This window comes from Kitasatospora sp. NPDC057542 (assembly GCF_042801945.1).
Taxonomy (GTDB): domain Bacteria; phylum Actinomycetota; class Actinomycetes; order Streptomycetales; family Streptomycetaceae; genus Kitasatospora.
The window spans coordinates 1-17,145 of record NZ_JBHVFE010000034.1; the positions used below are offsets into that span (position 1 = coordinate 1).

A 17,145-nucleotide genomic window follows, 5' to 3' on the forward strand; every position below is an offset into this window, starting at 1 on the left:
CCGCCGGCCAGACCACCGGCGGGCGCAGTCGTTCGTGGGGGTGGGTCAGCCCACCGGGACGGGCTGCGCGGTGGGGGCGAGCGGCGCCGGGTGGAACCAGCGCCGGGCACCGAACAGCAGCAGCCCGCCGAGCGCGATCCCACCCACCGCGCACAGCGCCACCGGGCGCAGCGAGCCCTCGGCGAGCTTGCCGGAGACGGCGTAGCCGAGCGAGTTGCCGGTGGCGAACAGCGTCACCAGCCAGGCGAAGGCCTCGGTGACGGTGCCGGTCGGCGCCAGTTCGGCGACCAGCACGAACGCCGCCGCCAGCAGCGGGGCCAGCATGATTCCGGAGAGGAAGGCCAGCGCGGCCATCGGGTACGGCCCGGGCAAGGCGATCAGCGGCAGGTAGGAGGCGGCCATCGCGAGGGCCATCATCCAGGTGCGGGTGGCGGTGGTCTGCCGCCACTTGACCGCGCCGTAGGCGAGTGCGCCGAGCAGGCCGCCGAGTGCCGCCAGCGCCAGCAGGGTGCCTCCGCCGCCGGGCAGGGTGCCGACGTGCTGCTCGGCATAGGCGATGAACAGCACGTTCTGCGCGCCGACCGCCCAACCGGCCCCGGCCAGTCCGACCAACAGCAGCACCAGCCCGGGGGAGCGCAGTGGCCCGAGCAGTCCGGCGGACTGCTCCCGTGCCGGGGCGCGCCAGGCCCGTGCGGGCCCGGTGGTGGCCACGATCAGCGCGCCGGCCAGTCCCAGTCCGGCGGCCACCCAGAGTGCGGCGACCGGGCTGAACAGCCCGGAGATGGCGGCGACGGCCAGCGGGCCGGCCACGTAGAGGATCTGCTGGGAGGCGGAGTCGAAGGCGTACGCGGTGTCGAGCTGCTTCTCCTCGACCACGTCCGGCCAGAGCGAGCGCAGGCAGGGCTCCAGCGGGGGCATGGCGAGGCCGGCGATCGCGGCGCCGACCGGTGCGCCGATCGCGGAGCCGGGGTCGAGGGCGAGCAGCGCGTACCCGCCGCCGGCGACCACGGCGGAGGCGAGCAGGACGCGCGGCTGTCCGGTGCGGTCCACGATCCGGCCGAGCACCGGCCCGCCGACGGCGGCGGCGATCGCGTAGGCGGAGGTGGCCAGTCCGACCCGGCCGTACGCCACCCCGGCGTCGCGCAGGGCGAGGGCGATGACGAGGGCGGTCATGCCGGCGGGCAGACGGCCGAGCAGGGTGCCGAGCAGCAGGCGGGTGACGTGCGGGGCACGGAGCAGGGCGAGGTAGCCCATCGGCGTCCTCTCCGGGTGGGCAGGCAGGGGCGGGGACGCCGCCAAAGTTATACGTATAACCGTTCAGCGGTCAATCGGACTGTCGAGTCGATCTGATGGGGCGTCAGCTTCGTTCGTGTCCGGAGTTGGGGTTCGCGGCGGGCCCGGGGTGGGCAGGGACTCTGCGTGACCTCAAACAAGTACTTTGAACATCTCAAACCTTTGCTGCTAACGTATCGGGCATGACAGCCTCAGACGCACTGCGGACGCACGGCCCGGGCCCGCTGCCCGGCGCCGCCCGCCCGTGCGCTCTGACCGGTGCTGTGGACAGCCCGCGCCGTTGTCGCGCCAAGCGCTGTACTTCCTTGAGCTGTACCGCGGCGGCACGCCCCTGACCGGGGGTCCGACCTCTTCCGTCCGGCCCCGCGCCGTGCCGCCTGCTCCGCCCCCACCTCACCGTCAGCAACGCCCTCCCCCGGAGACGCTCCCCCATGTCCACAGCGCCCGAGGCGACCTCGTCGCCGTCCGTGCTCGCCCGTGTCCGCAAGACGCCCTTCTGGGTGCAGATCGTCGCCGGCCTCGTGCTCGGTGTCGGCCTCGGCTACCTGGCCCGGGCCGCCGACATCTCCTGGCTGGCCACCACCCTGGAGACCATCGGCAAGATCTTCGTCCAGCTGCTCAAGCTGGCCGTCCCGCCGCTGGTGTTCACCGCGATCGTGGTGAGCGTTGCGAATCTGCGCAACGTGACCAACGCGGCCCGCCTGGCCACCCGCACGCTGCTCTGGTTCATGATCACCTCGCTGATCGCGGTCGGCATCGGCCTGGGCCTGGGCCTGCTGACCAACCCGGGCGAGGGCACCAACCTGAAGACCGAGGGCCTCAAGGCGCTCGACTCCAAGGGCACCTGGATCGACTTCCTGACCGGGATCTTCCCGACCAACATCGTCGACTCCTTCGCCAAGGTGAACGTGCTCCAGATCGTCTTCCTGGCGGTCGTGGTCGGCGCGGCGATCATCAAGCTCGGCGCCAAGGCCGAGCCGGTCCTCAGGCTCAGCGAGTCCGTGCTGGAGCTGACCCAGACCGCGCTGTGGTGGGTCATCCGGCTCTCCCCGCTCGGCACCCTCGGCCTGATCGGCAAGTCCGTCGCCAAGTACGGCTGGGACCTGCTCAAGCCCTTCGCCACGCTGACCCTGGACATCTACGTCGGCTGCGCGCTGGTCCTGTTCGTCGTCTACTCGCTGGTGCTGCGCTTCGCCGCCGGGCTCAACCCGCTGCACTTCTTCAAGGGCGCCTGGCCCGCGATCCAGCTGGCCTTCGTCTCCCGCTCCTCGGTCGGCACCCTGCCGGTCACCCGCCGCGTCACCGAGCGGCTCGGCGTTCCGAGCGAGTACGCGTCCTTCTCCGTGCCGTTCGGCGCCACCACCAAGATGGACGGCTGCGCCGCGATCTACCCGGCCGTCGCCGCGATCTTCGTCGCCCAGGTCTACAACATCGAGCTGGGCATCAAGGACTACATCCTGATCGCCTTCGTCTCGGTGGTCGGCTCGGCGGCCACCGCGGGCCTCACCGGTGCGATCGTCATGCTGACGCTGACCCTGTCCACCCTGGGCCTGCCGCTGGAGGGCGTCGGCCTGCTGCTCGCCATCGACCCGATCCTGGACATGATGCGCACCGCGACCAACGTCGCCGGCCAGGTCGTCGTGCCGATCGTGGTCGCCGCCCGGGAGAAGATCCTGGACGTCACCGCGTACAACAACCCGTCCGGGGACCTGTACGACGAGGACGCGGAGCCCGCCACCGTCGCCGTTCAGAGCGGGGCGGCCCCGGCCACGGCCTGAGGTCCGGACGTCCGATCGGATGCCAGAGGGGGCGTTCGATCGACGCCATGGAAAGGGCCCTCTCCCGGTGACGGGGGAGGGCCCTTTCCGCATTCATGCGTTCCGCACCCGAACTTCATGTTCGAACTTCATGTTCGAACGCGGGGTTTGACGTTCGGGCGGATGCGTTCGAAAAGGCAGGGGGCCCGCCGGGTGGGCGGGCCCCCTTGGGTACTGCTCTTGTGCTCATGGTGGCGACTGTCGGGAGCCGCCGGTGGACCCGCACGGGTCCCGAGCGATCAGATCATCAGAGGATGGTCAGACGGCGGTGACGTTCTCCGCCTGCGGGCCCTTCGGGCCCTGGGTGACGTCGAAGGTGACCGTCTGGTTCTCCTCCAGCGAACGGAAGCCGTTCGCGTTGATGGCGGAGTAGTGAACGAAGACGTCGGGGCCGCCGCCCTCCTGGGCGATGAAGCCGAAGCCCTTCTCAGCGTTGAACCACTTGACGGTTCCCTGAGCCATGCCGTTCTCCTTGCGATGCGTGTCGGGGGCCACACCGTGTGACACCCGGTCCGCTGCGCTGATCGCCCTGCCTCCGGACGTGTCCGAAATTTTTCGATATTGCTGAAAAACTACAAAAAGCCTGCGGTTACATGCTCCGCAGGCTTCAAGTACTGCAAGGGGAATCAAACTGCAACTGAGGGCAACGCTAGCATGCGGCCGCTGTGACGACCAGAGGTCACTTCCGGCGTGGAAGGCGCGTGTCGTAAGGGCGGGAGCGGGCGTGGAAAGGCTCGTCCACGGCGCGTGAGGGCGCGTCGGGTGGCCGGTGCGAGCCGCCGCGAACAGCAGGCATACGCTGCGGGGAGGCACGGACAGCAAGGGAGCGGCGCAGTGGCAGCACCGGAAGCACGAACACCGGACGCGCGGACGCGGGAGCCCCGGCAGAACACCCCGGTCAGGCCGCGAGTCGGCCACATTCAGTTCCTGAACTGCGTTCCCCTCTACTGGGGGCTCGCCAGGACCGGCAATCTGCTCGATCTGGATCTCACCAAGGACACCCCGGAAAAGCTGAGTGACCAGCTCGTCGGCGGCGCCCTGGACATCGGCCCGATCACCTGCGTGGAGTACCTGCGCAACGCGGACGACCTGCTGGTCCTACCGGACATCGCGGTCGGCAGCGACGGCCCGGTGATGTCCTGCCTGATCGTGAGCAAGGTGCCGCTCGCCGACCTCGACGGCCGCAGGGTCGCCCTCGGCTCCACCAGCCGCACCTCCGTACGACTCGCCCGGCTGCTCCTGGAGGAGCGCGAGGGCGTGCGCCCGGACTACTTCAGCTGCCCGCCGGACCTCAGCGCGATGCTCGCCGAAGCCGACGCCGCCGTCCTGATCGGCGACCCGGCCCTGCGCGCCTACCTCGGGCAGGCCGCCGACCTCGGGCTGACCGTCCACGACCTCGGCGAGATGTGGAAGGAGTGGACCGGCCTGCCGTTCGTCTTCGCGGTCTGGGCGGTGCGGCGCGAGTTCGCCGAGCGCGCCCCGGAACTGACCGCCGCGGTGCACCGGGCCTTCCTGGAGTCCCGCGACCTGTCGCTGGTGGAGGCCGCCAAGGTCGCCGAGCAGGCCGCCCGCTGGGAGTCCTTCGGCGCGGACGTGCTGGAGCGGTACTTCAGCGAGGCGCTCGACTTCTCGCTCGGCGAGCGGCAGCTGGCCGGCGTCGCGGAGTTCGCCCGACGGGTCGCGCACGACAGCGGGTTCGCCCCGGACGTCGTGGTGCGGCGGCTGGAGCCGGTGGCGTTGCCGCTGGGGTCGTAGGACGCGTTCGGCCCTGGGCTCCGTCGTGCCCCTGTTCCCGTCCGCTCCCGTCCGAGGGGCGGACGGGGCTCGGCCGGGCCCGGTACGGTCTGCACCCGAGGCGCGTCCGGCGGCCGGGCGGTGGCCGGTCGACAGCTGGCAGCTGACGGCGGCCGGTTGACGGCCGGTCGGTGGTCGGCGGGGCGCGCGTGCGAGGGCGAGGGGAGCGTGCGGGGATGCGGGCACTGGGGTCGGACGATCCGCGCCAGGTGGGCGGCTACCGGCTGCTGCGGCGGCTCGGCGCGGGCGGGATGGGCCGGGTCTACCTCGGCCGGACAGCCGGCGGGCGCACCGTCGCCGTCAAGGTGGTGCGGTCGGAGCTCGCTGACGATGCCGAGTTCCGCGCCCGGTTCCGGCAGGAGGTGGCCGCCGCCCGGCGGGTCGGCGGTGCCTGGACCGCGCCTGTGCTGGACGCCGACACCGAGGGCGCACAACCCTGGGTCGCCACCGGCTACGTGGCGGGCCCCGCGCTCGGCGACGCCGTCCGGACGTACGGGCCGCTGCCCGACCCGGCCGTGCGCTCGCTCGGCGTCGGGCTCACCGAGGCACTGGCCCACGTCCACGGGCTCGGCCTGGTGCACCGGGACGTCAAACCCTCCAACGTGCTGCTCACCCTGGACGGGCCGCGGCTGATCGACTTCGGGATCGCCCGGGCCCTGGATGCCGCCGGCGGTCTCACCCGTTCCGGTTACGTGGTCGGTTCGCCCGGCTTCATGTCACCCGAGCAGGCGAGCGGGCAGACGGTCGGGCCGGCCGGGGACGTCTTCTCGCTCGGTACCGTCCTCGCCTTCGCCGCGAGCGGCGTTCACCCCTTCGGAGAGGGGGTCAGCGCGGCCGTCCTGCTCTACCGGGTGCTGCACGAGGAACCGGACGTGGCCGGGCTGTCCGAGCCGCTGCGGGGGACCGTCCTCGACTGCCTGGCCAAGGACCCGGCCGCCCGGCCCACCCCGCAGCAGCTCCGCGCCCGGCTGGACCCGGACGGCACCGCCGCCACCCGGCTGTCGCAGGGCGGCTGGCTGCCCGCGGAGCTGGCGGCGGGGGTGGGTCGCAGTGCGGTGGAGCTGTTGGACCTGGACCTGGAACCGGACGGGGAGCCGGGGGCGGTGGCTTCGGGCGGGGTGGCTTCGGATACGAGTGCTTCCGGTGCGGTGGCCTCCGGCGCGACGGCTTCCGGTGCGGTGGTCGGTGCGATGCGGACGCCGACCTTCGTGTCCGGGGTCGGGCCGGAAGGGGAGGGGGACCACCTGCCGCTGTGCGTCGGTGTGTGGGACGGACCCGCGAAGGCGCGGCCGCGCAGTGCCCGGATCGCGGTTGCGGTCGCGGCGGCGCTCGTGGTGCTCGGGGGCGGTGGGTACGGGCTGTACGGGTGGCTGCACCGGGCCGAACCGGCGGTGTCGGGGCCCTCGCCCGGGCCGCTGCCGGAGGTGTCCGTCGATCCGGGCCGGGCCGTCCTGCCGAGCGGGGCCTTCTCCTCCGGGGTGGCCTCGGCCTCCGGCGCCCCCGGGAGCGCGACGGCGTCCGGCCCGGGTGCGGCGCCGCCCGGGACGGGCGGGCCGAGCATGGTGCCCGCCGCCTTCCTGGGCACCTGGAGCGGGGACATGGTCACCGACAAGGGACTGCCCGGCGGGACCACCACGCTCACCATCCGTCCGGCGGCGGTCGGCCAGGAGAGCACCACCAGCCGCAACGCCGTCTCCGGACTGCTCCCGATCAGCTGTGAGGGAGCCTGGACGCTCAAGTCCGCCTCCGCCACCGAGCTGGTGTTCCAGTCCCGGCTGGTCCGCTCCTCGATCCCCGGTGCCTGCACCGGCGGCTCCGACGCGGAGACCCTCACCCTCCAGTCCGACGGGACGATCCGTTTCACCTCCGCAGACCCTCCGGCCGGGAACCCGGCCGGCACGATGCGCAAGGCGAACGGAACGGGCGGCTGAGACGTTCGGCCGGGGCGTCCGACTGTGACGTTCGGCCGGGGCGCCTGACTGTGACGTTCGGCCGGGGCGCCCGACCGGGACGTTCGGCCGGGACCGGCGGCTCGGGCGCGGTCCGGAGACCGCCCGGGGGCGGCCCGTGCGCAGTTCAGCGGGCTGACGCGGGCGGCGGAATGTGCTGGCGTAGGCTGGTTCGGCCGTACCCGAGTTGCACTTGAGAGAGAGAAGGCCGCCAGGTGACCGAGCTCGCAGCGACCACCCTCGATGCGTCCAGCACCGACCTGAAGGCCGTGCTCGACCGGGCCGCCGCCGGTGGTCGGATCACCCCGGAGGAGGCGCTGGAGCTCTACCGCTCGGCGCCGCTGCACGCGCTCGGCTCCGCCGCCGACGCGGTGCGCCGCCGTCGCTACGCGGGTACCGAGCACATCGCGACGTACATCATCGAGCGCAACATCAACTACACCAACGTCTGCGTGACGGCGTGCAAGTTCTGCGCCTTCTACGTGCCGCCGAAGAGCGACAAGGGCTGGTCCCGCGAGCTCGACGAGATCCTGCGCCGCTGCGCCGAGACGGTCGAGCTGGGCGGCACCCAGATCATGTTCCAGGGCGGTCACCACCCGGACTACGGCGTGGAGTACTACGAGCGCGCGTTCTCGGCGATCAAGGCCGACTTCCCGCAGCTGGTGATCCACTCGCTGGGCGCCTCCGAGGTCGAGCACATGGCGCGGATCTCGGGCGTCTCCGTCGAGGAGGCCATCACCCGGATCCACAAGGCGGGCCTGGACTCCTTCGCCGGCGCCGGTGCCGAGCTGCTGCCGGAGCGGCCGCGCAAGGCGATCGCCCCGCTGAAGGAGTCCGGCGAGCGCTGGCTGGAGATCATGGAGATCGCCCACGGCCTCGGCGTGGAGTCCACCTCCACCATGCTGATGGGCACCGGCGAGACCAACGCCGAGCGGATCGAGCACCTGCGGATGATCCGCGACGTGCAGGACCGCACCGGCGGCTTCCGGGCGTTCATCCCGTACACCTACCAGCCGCAGAACAACCACCTGAAGGGCTCGACCCAGGCCACCGTCTTCGAGTACCTGCGGATGATCGCGATCGCCCGACTGTTCCTCGACAACGTCGCCCACATCCAGGGCTCCTGGCTCACCACCGGCAAGGAGGCGGGCCAGCTGTCGCTGCACTACGGTGCGGACGACCTCGGGTCCGTGATGCTGGAGGAGAACGTCGTCTCGGCGGCGGGCGCCAAGCACCGCTCCAACCTCACCGAGCTGATCCACCTCATCCGGGCCGCCGACCGCGTCCCGGCGCAGCGCTCGACCACCTACGAGCACCTGCGGGTGCTGGACGACCCGGCCAACGACCCGGTCGACCCGCGGGTCGCCTCACACATCTCCTCCACGGCGATCGAGGGCGGCACCGCGCACCCCGAGCTGAAGATCCTGGACAACTGAGTCCCCTTCCTCTGCGGTCCCTTCCCGTGGGGCCCTTCTCGTGTCGGTGTCGGTGCCGGCGGCGGTGTCGCTGATGCCGTTGCCGTTGCCGTTGCCGTCGAAGTCGAAGGCGCTGTTGTGCTGACTCTGCACCGGGCGGCGTTCGTGCTGCCCGACCCGGCCGATCCCACCGCCCCGTCCATCGCCGACGGGGCGGTGGTGGTGCGTGGCGAGCTGATCGAGGCGGTGGGGCCGTACCGGGAGCTGACGGCCGCGCACCCGGGCGCCCGGGTGCGGGACTGGGGAACGGCCCTGCTCGCCCCGGGGCTGCGCAATCCGTACGGGCACTGGCTGTTGGAACGTGCCTACCACCCGGACCCGAGGGAGGAGGTCGGCGTCGAGCCGGTGGCGGACGGGCTGGCCGGATCCACCGACGAGGCGCGGTGCGGGGCCAGTGCGCGGCGGGGGCTGCAGCGGATGCTCGGGTACGGGGTGACAGTGGTGGCCGGGCCCTTCGAACGGGCCTCGGTGCGGGCGGCCGTGGCGCGGTCGGGGATCGTGGGGCTGCCGGCTCCCTCCGGTTCGCCCGGAGGGCCGGGCGGCGGAGGTGCGGGGCCGCTGGACCCGTTGGCCGTCCTGCCGTTCGCGGAGGCCGTGCACGGGCGGGTGGTGGCCGGGGGCCGGGCGGACTTCGCGGTGTTCGCGGTCGCGGGGGACGGGGGCGCCGAACCGGTGGCGGGCGGGTGCCTGGCCACGGTGCTGGGCGGACGGTTGGTGTACCGCCGGCGGTGAGACGGTCGTCACGTCGAGTGTGACGTACTCGCCAGTAGGCGGATTTCCTTGCGGCGCACGGGACTTCCTTCGTGTGCACCCGAACTCCGCTGCTGGTCGCGGAGAGTGATTGCGGGTTCATCGTGACCTGAGGGCCCGCCAGCGGATACGATCCCGGACAGCTCACTCCGTACCCTCACCACACCACCACCCGCGCCCGCGGGCGGCGGGGCCGTGTCCCCGGCCCCGAAGGCAAGCCAGGACAGGAACCATGCGAACCGCGACCGTTCCCCCACCGCGCACACCGCGGTTGGGCCGTGGTTGGTACCTCGCCGCCGTGCTCAGCGCCGTGCTGGCCGTCGGGATGTGCCTGCTCGGTTGGCGCCAGGCCGACCAGGCCGACCGGATCGAGGCGCACCCGGTGAGAGTCGACGGGGTCGTCACCCAGCTCCCGAGCGGAGGCGGCACCTACAGCGCCGTCAGCTACCGGGCCGACGGAGAGCCCCACACGGCGGCCGCGCTGCCGCTCTCGGACGGCGCCAAGCTCGGCGACAGGGTCTGCCTGGAACACGCCGCCGACGACCCGGGCGCGGTGCGGATCTGCGGCGACACCTACCCGCAGCCGGTCGGCGTGGGCCTGGCCCGGTACAGCGTGCCGGTGGCCGTCGTGCTCTTCGCGATCTGCGTGCTGCGCATCCGGCGGCACCACAAGGCCCTCGCGGTCCGCGGCGGGCAGGGGAAGCTGGCCGTCAACCTCGCACTGGCGACCGAGGCGCTGGCGGACGGGATGCCCGCGATAACGCACGGCAAGCGGTCCCGTCGCCGTCGGCGCGCGGGCGGGCGGCGCGCTCAGTACTGACGGGGCGCGCCCGGTGGCGGCGGTGCCGGTGCCTGCGGGCTGGTGCGGCGGGCTGCTCCGGCTCGGGGGTGCGGCTCGGGGGGTGCGGCTCTGGGCCGGCGTGCCCCGTTGGTCGGGGTGTCCGTGTGAGGGTGAACAATGGGGGTGTGACCCGAGCCTCTCTGGACAAGCAGCCGCACGAAGTCGCCGCCATGTTCGACGACGTCGCGGCCAAGTACGACCGCACCAACGACGTGCTCTCCCTCGGCCAGGCCCGCGCCTGGCGCCGGGCGGTGGCCGAGGCGGTGGCCGCCGGACCGGGGGACCTCGTGCTCGACCTCGGGGCCGGTACCGGCACCTCCTCGCTGCCCTTCGCCGAGGCCGGGGCGAAGGTCGTCCCGTGTGACTTCTCGGTCGGCATGCTCACCGAGGGCAAGCACCGCCACCCCGAGTTGGCGCTCACCGCCGGCGACGCCACCCGCCTGCCGTTCGCGGACGACACCTTCGACTCGGTGACGATCTCCTTCGCGCTGCGCAACGTCCAGGACACCGACGCGGCGCTGCGCGAGATGCTGCGGGTCACCAAGCCCGGCGGCAAGCTGGTGATCTGCGAGTTCTCCACCCCGACCTGGACGCCGTTCCGGACGGTCTACACCGAGTACCTGATGCGCGCGCTGCCGCCGGTGGCCACCGCCGTCAGCAGCAATCCGGAGGCGTACGTCTACCTCGCCGAGTCCATCCGGGCCTGGCCGGACCAGCCGGGGCTGGCCGCCAGGCTCCAGGACAACGGCTGGTCGAAGGTCGCCTGGCGGAACCTGACCGGCGGGATCGTCGCGCTGCACCGGGCCTACAAGATCGCGTAGCCGGGCTCGGACGGCTCGGGTCCCCGGGCTCGGGCCGCGGGCTCGGGCCCCGCGATTCGGATCCCGGGGCTCCGGCCCGCGGTTCGGGTCCCAGGACTCGGTGCTCGCGGTTCGGGTTCCACGGCCCGGGGCGGTGGTCGGGGGCGGGGGCGCATCCGGTGGCGTGAGCGGAACTAGACTGCCGGAGACAAAGCCGCCGTCCCCCAGCCGCAGTTCCAGGAGTGTGTCCACGTGTCCGAGACCGCAGCCGATCTGACGAAGCCGGACAGCCCCGTGGAGAGCACGGCCGACGTCATCGTGGTCGGCGCGGGCCCGGCCGGCTCCACCACCGCGTACTACCTCGCCCAGGCCGGGCTGGACGTGCTGCTGCTGGAGAAGACCGCCTTCCCGCGCGAGAAGGTGTGCGGCGACGGCCTGACCCCCCGCGCCACCAAGCAGCTGGTGGACATGGGCATCGACGTCTCCACCGAGAACGGCTGGCTGCACAACAAGGGCCTGCGCATCATCGGCGGCGGCGTCCGGCTGGAACTCGACTGGCCCGAGCTGTCCTCCTTCCCCGACTACGGCCTGGTGCGCAAGCGTGCCGACTTCGACGAGCTGCTGGCCCGTCAGGCCGAGAAGGCCGGCGCGCGGCTCTACGAGCGCTGCAACGTCAGCGGGCCGGTCCTGGACGAGCGCACCGGCCGGATCGTCGGCGTCACCGCCAAGCTCGGCGACGAGAAGCGGCCGGTCACCTTCCGGGCCCCGCTGGTGGTCGCCGCCGACGGCAACTCCACCCGGCTCTCGCTCGCCATGGGCCTGCACCGGCGCGAGGACCGTCCGATGGGCGTCGCCTACCGCACCTACTTCACCTCGCCGCGCCACGACGACGACTACCTGGAGTCCTGGCTGGAGCTGTGGGACACCCGCGGCGGCGAGCGCAAGCTGCTGCCCGGGTACGGCTGGGTCTTCGGCATGGGCGACGGCACCTCCAACGTGGGCCTCGGCATCCTCAACTCCTCGCCCGCGTTCGGCGAGCTGGACTGGCGCGAGGTGCTCAAGGCCTGGTGCGCCGGCATGCCGGAGGAGTGGGGCTACACGCCCGAGAACATGACCGAGCCGATCCGTGGCGCCGCGCTGCCGATGGCCTTCAACCGGCAGCCGCACTACACCCGCGGCCTGCTGCTCGTCGGCGACGCGGGCGGCATGGTCAACCCGTTCAACGGAGAGGGCATCGCCTACGCGATGGAATCCGGCCAGATCGCTGCCGGGGTCATCGTGCAGGCCCTCGCCCGGGTCACCGACGGTGGTCGCGAGCGTGCCCTCCAGGCCTACCCGCGCATCCTCAAGGACGTGTACGGCGGCTACTACACGCTGGGCCGCGCCTTCGTGAAGCTCATCGGCAACCCCAAGGTGATGCAGCTCGCCACCCAGCGCGGCCTCACCCACCCGATGCTGATGCGCTTCACCCTCAAGCTGCTCGCCAACCTCACCGATCCGCAGGGCGGCGACGCCATGGACCGCGTGATCAACGGCCTCGCCAGGATCGCGCCGAACGCCTGATCCCGTCTTGCCGCCTGCCCACGGCCGGCCGGTTCGCCGCAGGACCGGCCGGTTCATTTTCGGGGCTTGATGGTCAGACCAGTGGCGTCAGACGCCGGTCAGTGGCATCAGGCACCGGTCAGGTCAGGTCAGGTCAGGTCAGTGGCATCAGGCACCGGGACCTGGGCGGCCCGGTGCCGGGTGATGTCGTCGGTCAGCCGCCGGGTGATGTTCGGGGCCAGAACCGCCTTGCCCACGGCGACCACCCGTACTTCATCAAGGCCGATGTCGACGGAGCCGCGTTTCGCCGGGGGAGTTGTGGTCTACACCCCTTCGGCCGCTTGGGGGGCCTCTGCCGGTCGGCGGAAGTCGGCGGAGCGCTGTTCGACGTAGGCGAGGCGCTCGGCGAAGACCCGGGCCGCGTCGGGGGTGAGGGTCCTCAGCGCGACGAGGGCGGAGAAGATGACGTCGCAGAGTTCGTGCTGGACGTCCTCCCAGGTGTGGGTGACCCCCTTGCGCGGGTTCTGGCCGGTGGCGCCGATGACCGCCGCACCGACCTCGCCGACCTCCTCGGAGAGCTTGAGGATGCGCAGTAGCCGCTCCTCCTGGGGCGACTGCGTGCTCTGCTCGTCCAGCCACGCGACCAAGTGGTCGACGCTCTCCCAGATCCGGCTGTCCATGCGGCGCTGCTCCTGCTCCCGTGCGGTGTCGTCGGTGTGCTGTCACCGTACGGGAGCGGGGACGGGAGCGGGGACGGGGACGGGGTGGGTGGGCTGCGGGCCGGGGCTGTGCGGCCCGCCGGGTCAGCGGGCGCTGATCTTCACGTTGCGGATGTTCACCGGGAGGTTGGGGAAGCCGTCGCCCGGGTTGTTCTGATCGTCCTCGCCACCGGCGGCGATCTTCTGGAGGACGTCCAGACCGGCGGTGATCCGGCCGAACGGGGTGTAGGCGGGGGAGAGCTTGGTGTCCTTCCAGACGAAGAAGAACTGACTGCCGTTCGTGTTCGGACCGGCGTTGGCCATGGCCACGGTGCCGGCCGGGTAGGTGGCGCCGGTCAGGTTCTCGTCCGGGAACGAGTAGCCCGGCCCGCCGCTGCCCGTGCCGGTCGGGTCGCCGCACTGGAGGACGTAGATCCGCTGGGTGGTGAGGCGGTGGCAGTGGCTGCGGTCGAAGTAGTCGTGCTCGGCGAGGAACCGGAACGAGAAGGTGGTGCAGGGCGCCTTGTCGGTCAGTGCCTCGAAGGTGATCTGGCCCTGGCTGGTCCGCAGTGTCGCGCGATAGGGCTTCGCCGCCTTCTTGGCGTCGAACACCGGGATGCCCTTGAAGTTGTCGGCCGGGACGGCCGGTGTGTAGGTGCAGCCTGCGGCGGGGGCGGGGGCCGCGGGGGCTTCCGCGAAGGCGGTGCCGGTGCTCGCCACGAGCGGGAGGACGGTGGCAGCGGCGACCAGCGCCCAGTGCTTGCGCTTCACGTGACGGGCCTTCCGGGGGGTGGTGGACGGCGGGGTTGTCATGGGTGCATCATCCACGGCCTGATGGGGATGCGGTAGGGGTTGGGGCGGCCGTGGTTCCTCGGGCGGCGGTCGTGTGATGGTGTGTCAGTTCTGCTCGGGGGTGGCCGAGGTGGGCGTGAAGAGTCCGGCGCGGGCGGCCAGGGCGGCGGCGTCAGCGGCCCGCTCGGCGGTGCGGGCGTCGAGCGGCTCGCCGGAGACGAACAGGCGGTAGTAGAGCGGGGCGATGGCGGCCCGTACCACCTCGGTGCCGTCCGTCCCGGCGGGCAACTCGCCGCGGGTGGCGGCTCGTTCGACCACCTCGGCGGCCTGGCGGTGGCGGGCCGCGAAGAAGGCGCGCAGGGCGGCCGCCCCGGTGTCCGAGCGCTGGGCGGCGGAGATCAGCGCGGTTGGCGTGGGGCCGAGTTTCGGGTCGGTGAAGACGCTGAACACCTCCTGGGTGATCCGGCGGAGGTCCTGCTGGAGGTCTCCGGTGTCGGGCAGTGGCCAGGTCTGGTCGGCGGAGGCGGTCAGGGCGTCGGCGACCAGGCCGTCCACCCCGCCCCAGCGCCGGTAGAGGGTTGCCTTGTGGACCCCGGAGCGGGCGGCGACCGCCTCGACGGTGAGGCCGTCGTATCCCTTCTCGGCGACCTCCGCGAGCGTGGCGGTGACTACCTCCGTCCGGACCCGGGCGCTGCGGCCGCCCGGGCGCGGGGTGGGGGTGCGGGGTTCCGGCGTGAGGTGGGCGGGGTCAGTCAAAGTCGACTCCAGTCGCGTTAAGGCTTGCCGAGGGGTGGCGGTCATGCCATGCTCATCGTAATGCGACTCAAGTCGCATTACGAGAGGAGCTCGCGTGCCCGCCACTGTCATCCCCGACCCCGCCGCCCTCCACCCGCTCGCCGGCCACGACCGGGTGGTCCTGTTGCGCCCGCTCGTCACCGACCCGCGGATCGAGGTCGGCGAGTACACCTACTTCGACGACCCCGACGGAGCCACCCGCTTCGAGGAGCGCAACGTCCTCTATGCGTACGGCCCCGAGCGGTTGGTGATCGGCAAGTACTGCGCGATCGCCGCCGGCACCCGTTTTCTGATGGCCGGCGCGGCCCATCCGTCCGTCGGTGTCTCCACCTTCCCCTTCACAATGTTCGGCGGCAGTTGGACCGAGCGGACCCTCGACATCGTCACGGGCCTGCCCAGCCGGGGCGACACGGTGGTCGGCAACGACGTCTGGTTCGGTCACGGGGCCACCGTTCTCCCGGGTGTCCGGATCGGCGACGGCGCGATCATCGCCGCCGGAGCGATGGTCACCTCCGACGTCGAGCCGTACACCGTCGTCGGAGGCAACCCCGCCCGCCCGATCCGCCGCCGCTTCGACGACGCCGACATCGAGCGCCTGCTCCGCTCGGCCTGGTGGGACTGGCCGACCGAGCTGGTCACCGAGCACGTCCGCGCCATCATGTCCGGGACCCCGGCCGACATCGAGGCGATCGCCGCGGCGAACGGTCTGCTCGCCGCCTGACCCACCCGTGCCCGGACAGGGCATTGATCATCGGCGGCCCGGTGCGCGAAGATGGCGCCCCCTTGCTCCGTGCTCCGCCCCGTCCACCGCCGGGCCTTCCGCCCGGCTCCTGGGTCCGTCCGACGCCGTACGGTACTCGCGCCCGCCGGTTCCGTCCGTTCGGAGGGATCTTCCGCATGCCAGCCTCCTCTTCCGACCTGCCCGAGGGTTCGTCCTCGTCGGTCCTCCGTGATCTTCCGGTCCTGCTCGTGGCCGTGGTGTGGGGGTCGAGCTTCCTCGCCGTCCAGCGGGTGGCCGAGCCCGGGACGGTGGTGGCGATGCTCGTGCTGCGGTTCGGACTGGTGCTGCCGCTGCTCGGGGTGGTCGCGTGGCGTGCCCTGCGGAGGCTGAACCGTGCCGAGTGGCTCGGCGGCGCCGCACTGGGGCTGGTGCTCAGCGGGATCTTCCTGCTGGAGACCTACGGCGCCGTCCACACCTCCGCGACCAATGCTGGTCTGATCATCAGCCTCGCGATGGTGCTCACCCCGCTCGGCGAGAGCGCCCTCGGTCGGACCGCACCACCGAAGGCCTTCCTCGCGGCCGCCGGGCTGGCCGTCCTGGGCGTCGCCCTGCTCACCGGCGACGGCGGGCTGCGTCCTCCCACGCTCGGTGATCTGCTGGTGCTGGGCGCCGCCTTGGTCCGCTCGGCGTACGTCCTCGCGGCGGCCCGCACCCGGGCCGTCCGCGACACCGACATGCTTGCCGTCACCTGGGTCCAACTTGCCGTGGCCACCGGCGTGTTCGCCGCCGTCGCGCTGCCGGTCGGGCCTGCGCCCTGGACGGTCGCGCGCTCGTACGGGGCCGGCCAGTGGGCCTGGCTGCTCCATCTGTCCCTGTTCTGCACCCTGTTCGCCTTCTTCGTCCAGATGTGGGCCGTGCGGGCCACTTCGCCGTCCCGGGTGAGCCTGCTGCTCGGCACCGAACCGCTGTGGGCCGCCGTCTTCGGGATCACCGTGGCCGGGAACCGGATGGGCCCGCTCGCCCTGCTCGGAGGAGCCCTGGTGCTGGTCGCGACCGAATGGGGCCGGCGCACCACACCCGCGCCGCGCCCGGCCAGAGGCCGGGGAGAGGGAGAGGGCGAGCCTGACGCGGTGGGGCCGAACGCGGAGCCGGCCCGGGTGTGACCAGCCGCCCTCGTCACCGGCGCCGCAGCGTCCGGCGGGCGTAGTCGAGGGTGACCGCGCCGAGCAGCGGGCCCCAGGCGACCAGGGGCAGGTACGCGAGCGTCATGACCACGGCGGCGAAGCCACGCGGCGAATCCGGATCGGCCAGGTTGCGTGCCCAGCCGCCGAAGAGCGCCTCCATACCGAGGACCGAGAGCACCACCGAGCCCAGCAGAGCCGGGAGGATCGCGGCGAGCGGCTTGACCCGGCGGCCGCCTATCAGCGGGATCCACCGGGGCGCGATCAGCCCCCAGGGCCGGACCAGGCCCAGGGTCAGGAAGGCCAGTGCCTCGGCAAGGGCGCTCAGCGCCACGCAGTAGACCGTGCCCCAGCCCGGCTGGTGCTCGGCGTACGCCGCGGCTGTCGCGCCGGTGAAACCCATCGGGGCGCCGAAGCCGAAGACGATCCGCCACAGCCCCGAGGGGACGGTGGTGAGGACGGCGGCCTTGGCGGCGAGCTGGGCCCAGCGCGGGGCGGGCGGGACGACAGGGGCGGCCGCCTCGGCCCGGAGGGTGGTGCTGCGGGCGTTGATCACGAGCTTCGACATGGTGGTGGACTCCCTTCGGCTCCGGCCTCCGTGGCCGGTGCGATGACTCAAGACTGGAGGCCGGTCAGGGGTTCGCGGCAGATGCCGATCGGGCTGTTCCTCCTGCTCAACCCGCCTTTGAAATGTGCC

16 protein-coding genes are annotated in these 17,145 nt (G+C 72.3%); 10 read left to right on the top strand and 6 right to left on the bottom strand.

The features are described from left to right. Positions 1–45: 45 nt before the first annotated feature. Positions 46–1,254 carry an MFS transporter gene (locus tag ACFU7Y_RS07130; RefSeq protein WP_380766725.1) on the bottom strand — a complete coding sequence of 403 codons (1,209 nt, stop codon included), beginning with the start codon at positions 1,252–1,254 and terminating at the stop codon, positions 46–48. Positions 1,255–1,724: 470 nt separating this feature from the next. Between ACFU7Y_RS07130 and ACFU7Y_RS07135 the strand changes: the two genes are divergently transcribed. Continuing rightward, on the top strand, positions 1,725–3,071 hold the full coding sequence (locus tag ACFU7Y_RS07135; RefSeq protein ID WP_380766726.1) for a dicarboxylate/amino acid:cation symporter: 1,347 nt from the start codon (positions 1,725–1,727) through the stop codon (positions 3,069–3,071). A gap of 297 nt (positions 3,072–3,368) precedes the next feature. On the opposite strand, the gene ACFU7Y_RS07140 is transcribed toward ACFU7Y_RS07135, so the two are convergent. Then, the gene (locus ACFU7Y_RS07140; RefSeq protein WP_189920031.1) at positions 3,369–3,572 is read right to left on the bottom strand and encodes a cold-shock protein; all 204 of its coding nucleotides are present in this window, start codon (positions 3,570–3,572) and stop codon (positions 3,369–3,371) included. A gap of 456 nt (positions 3,573–4,028) precedes the next feature. On the opposite strand from ACFU7Y_RS07140, the gene ACFU7Y_RS07145 reads away from it, so the two are divergent. The 7 genes from ACFU7Y_RS07145 to ACFU7Y_RS07175 all read left to right on the top strand — a co-directional run bounded on the left by ACFU7Y_RS07145 (position 4,029) and on the right by ACFU7Y_RS07175 (position 12,282). Next, positions 4,029–4,865, top strand: a complete 837-nt coding sequence (locus ACFU7Y_RS07145) for a menaquinone biosynthetic enzyme MqnA/MqnD family protein (protein ID WP_224276343.1) — start codon at positions 4,029–4,031, stop codon at positions 4,863–4,865. A gap of 215 nt (positions 4,866–5,080) precedes the next feature. Beyond that, the gene (locus ACFU7Y_RS07150; RefSeq protein ID WP_380766727.1) at positions 5,081–6,835 is read left to right on the top strand and encodes a protein kinase; all 1,755 of its coding nucleotides are present in this window, start codon (positions 5,081–5,083) and stop codon (positions 6,833–6,835) included. 233 nt (positions 6,836–7,068) lie between these two features. Next, positions 7,069–8,289, top strand: a complete 1,221-nt coding sequence (mqnC, locus tag ACFU7Y_RS07155; RefSeq protein WP_224276308.1) for a cyclic dehypoxanthinyl futalosine synthase — start codon at positions 7,069–7,071, stop codon at positions 8,287–8,289. A gap of 117 nt (positions 8,290–8,406) precedes the next feature. After that, positions 8,407–9,060 (top strand): hypothetical protein, encoded by a 654-nt coding sequence (locus ACFU7Y_RS07160; RefSeq protein ID WP_380766728.1) that lies wholly within the window; start codon positions 8,407–8,409, stop codon positions 9,058–9,060. Between the two features lie 250 nt (positions 9,061–9,310). Continuing rightward, positions 9,311–9,898, top strand: a complete 588-nt coding sequence (locus ACFU7Y_RS07165) for a hypothetical protein (RefSeq protein ID WP_380766729.1) — start codon at positions 9,311–9,313, stop codon at positions 9,896–9,898. A gap of 146 nt (positions 9,899–10,044) precedes the next feature. After that, positions 10,045–10,740, top strand: coding sequence for a demethylmenaquinone methyltransferase (locus ACFU7Y_RS07170; protein WP_224276314.1), 696 nt, complete (start codon positions 10,045–10,047; stop codon positions 10,738–10,740). Positions 10,741–10,971: 231 nt separating this feature from the next. Further along, the gene (locus tag ACFU7Y_RS07175) at positions 10,972–12,282 is read left to right on the top strand and encodes a geranylgeranyl reductase family protein (protein ID WP_380766730.1); all 1,311 of its coding nucleotides are present in this window, start codon (positions 10,972–10,974) and stop codon (positions 12,280–12,282) included. Positions 12,283–12,584: 302 nt separating this feature from the next. On the opposite strand, the gene ACFU7Y_RS07180 is transcribed toward ACFU7Y_RS07175, so the two are convergent. From ACFU7Y_RS07180 to ACFU7Y_RS07190, 3 genes are all read right to left on the bottom strand, one after another. After that, on the bottom strand, positions 12,585–12,941 hold the full coding sequence (locus ACFU7Y_RS07180) for a MazG-like family protein (RefSeq protein WP_224276316.1): 357 nt from the start codon (positions 12,939–12,941) through the stop codon (positions 12,585–12,587). Positions 12,942–13,064: 123 nt separating this feature from the next. Beyond that, positions 13,065–13,772 carry a peptidylprolyl isomerase gene (locus ACFU7Y_RS07185; protein WP_224276318.1) on the bottom strand — a complete coding sequence of 236 codons (708 nt, stop codon included), beginning with the start codon at positions 13,770–13,772 and terminating at the stop codon, positions 13,065–13,067. A gap of 84 nt (positions 13,773–13,856) precedes the next feature. Continuing rightward, positions 13,857–14,507: a TetR/AcrR family transcriptional regulator gene (locus ACFU7Y_RS07190; protein ID WP_224276320.1), complete on the bottom strand. Its 651-nt coding sequence runs from the start codon at positions 14,505–14,507 to the stop codon at positions 13,857–13,859. A 94-nt stretch (positions 14,508–14,601) separates the two neighbouring features. Between ACFU7Y_RS07190 and ACFU7Y_RS07195 the strand changes: the two genes are divergently transcribed. Together ACFU7Y_RS07195 and ACFU7Y_RS07200 are read left to right on the top strand one after the other, a co-directional pair. Next, on the top strand, positions 14,602–15,267 hold the full coding sequence (locus ACFU7Y_RS07195) for a CatB-related O-acetyltransferase (RefSeq protein ID WP_380766731.1): 666 nt from the start codon (positions 14,602–14,604) through the stop codon (positions 15,265–15,267). Between the two features lie 176 nt (positions 15,268–15,443). After that, positions 15,444–16,430 (top strand): DMT family transporter, encoded by a 987-nt coding sequence (locus ACFU7Y_RS07200; RefSeq protein ID WP_224276324.1) that lies wholly within the window; start codon positions 15,444–15,446, stop codon positions 16,428–16,430. A gap of 13 nt (positions 16,431–16,443) precedes the next feature. Here the strand turns inward: ACFU7Y_RS07200 and ACFU7Y_RS07205 are convergent, their stop codons facing one another. Further along, positions 16,444–17,016: a hypothetical protein gene (locus ACFU7Y_RS07205; RefSeq protein WP_380766732.1), complete on the bottom strand. Its 573-nt coding sequence runs from the start codon at positions 17,014–17,016 to the stop codon at positions 16,444–16,446. Between the last annotated feature and the right edge of the window lie 129 nt (positions 17,017–17,145).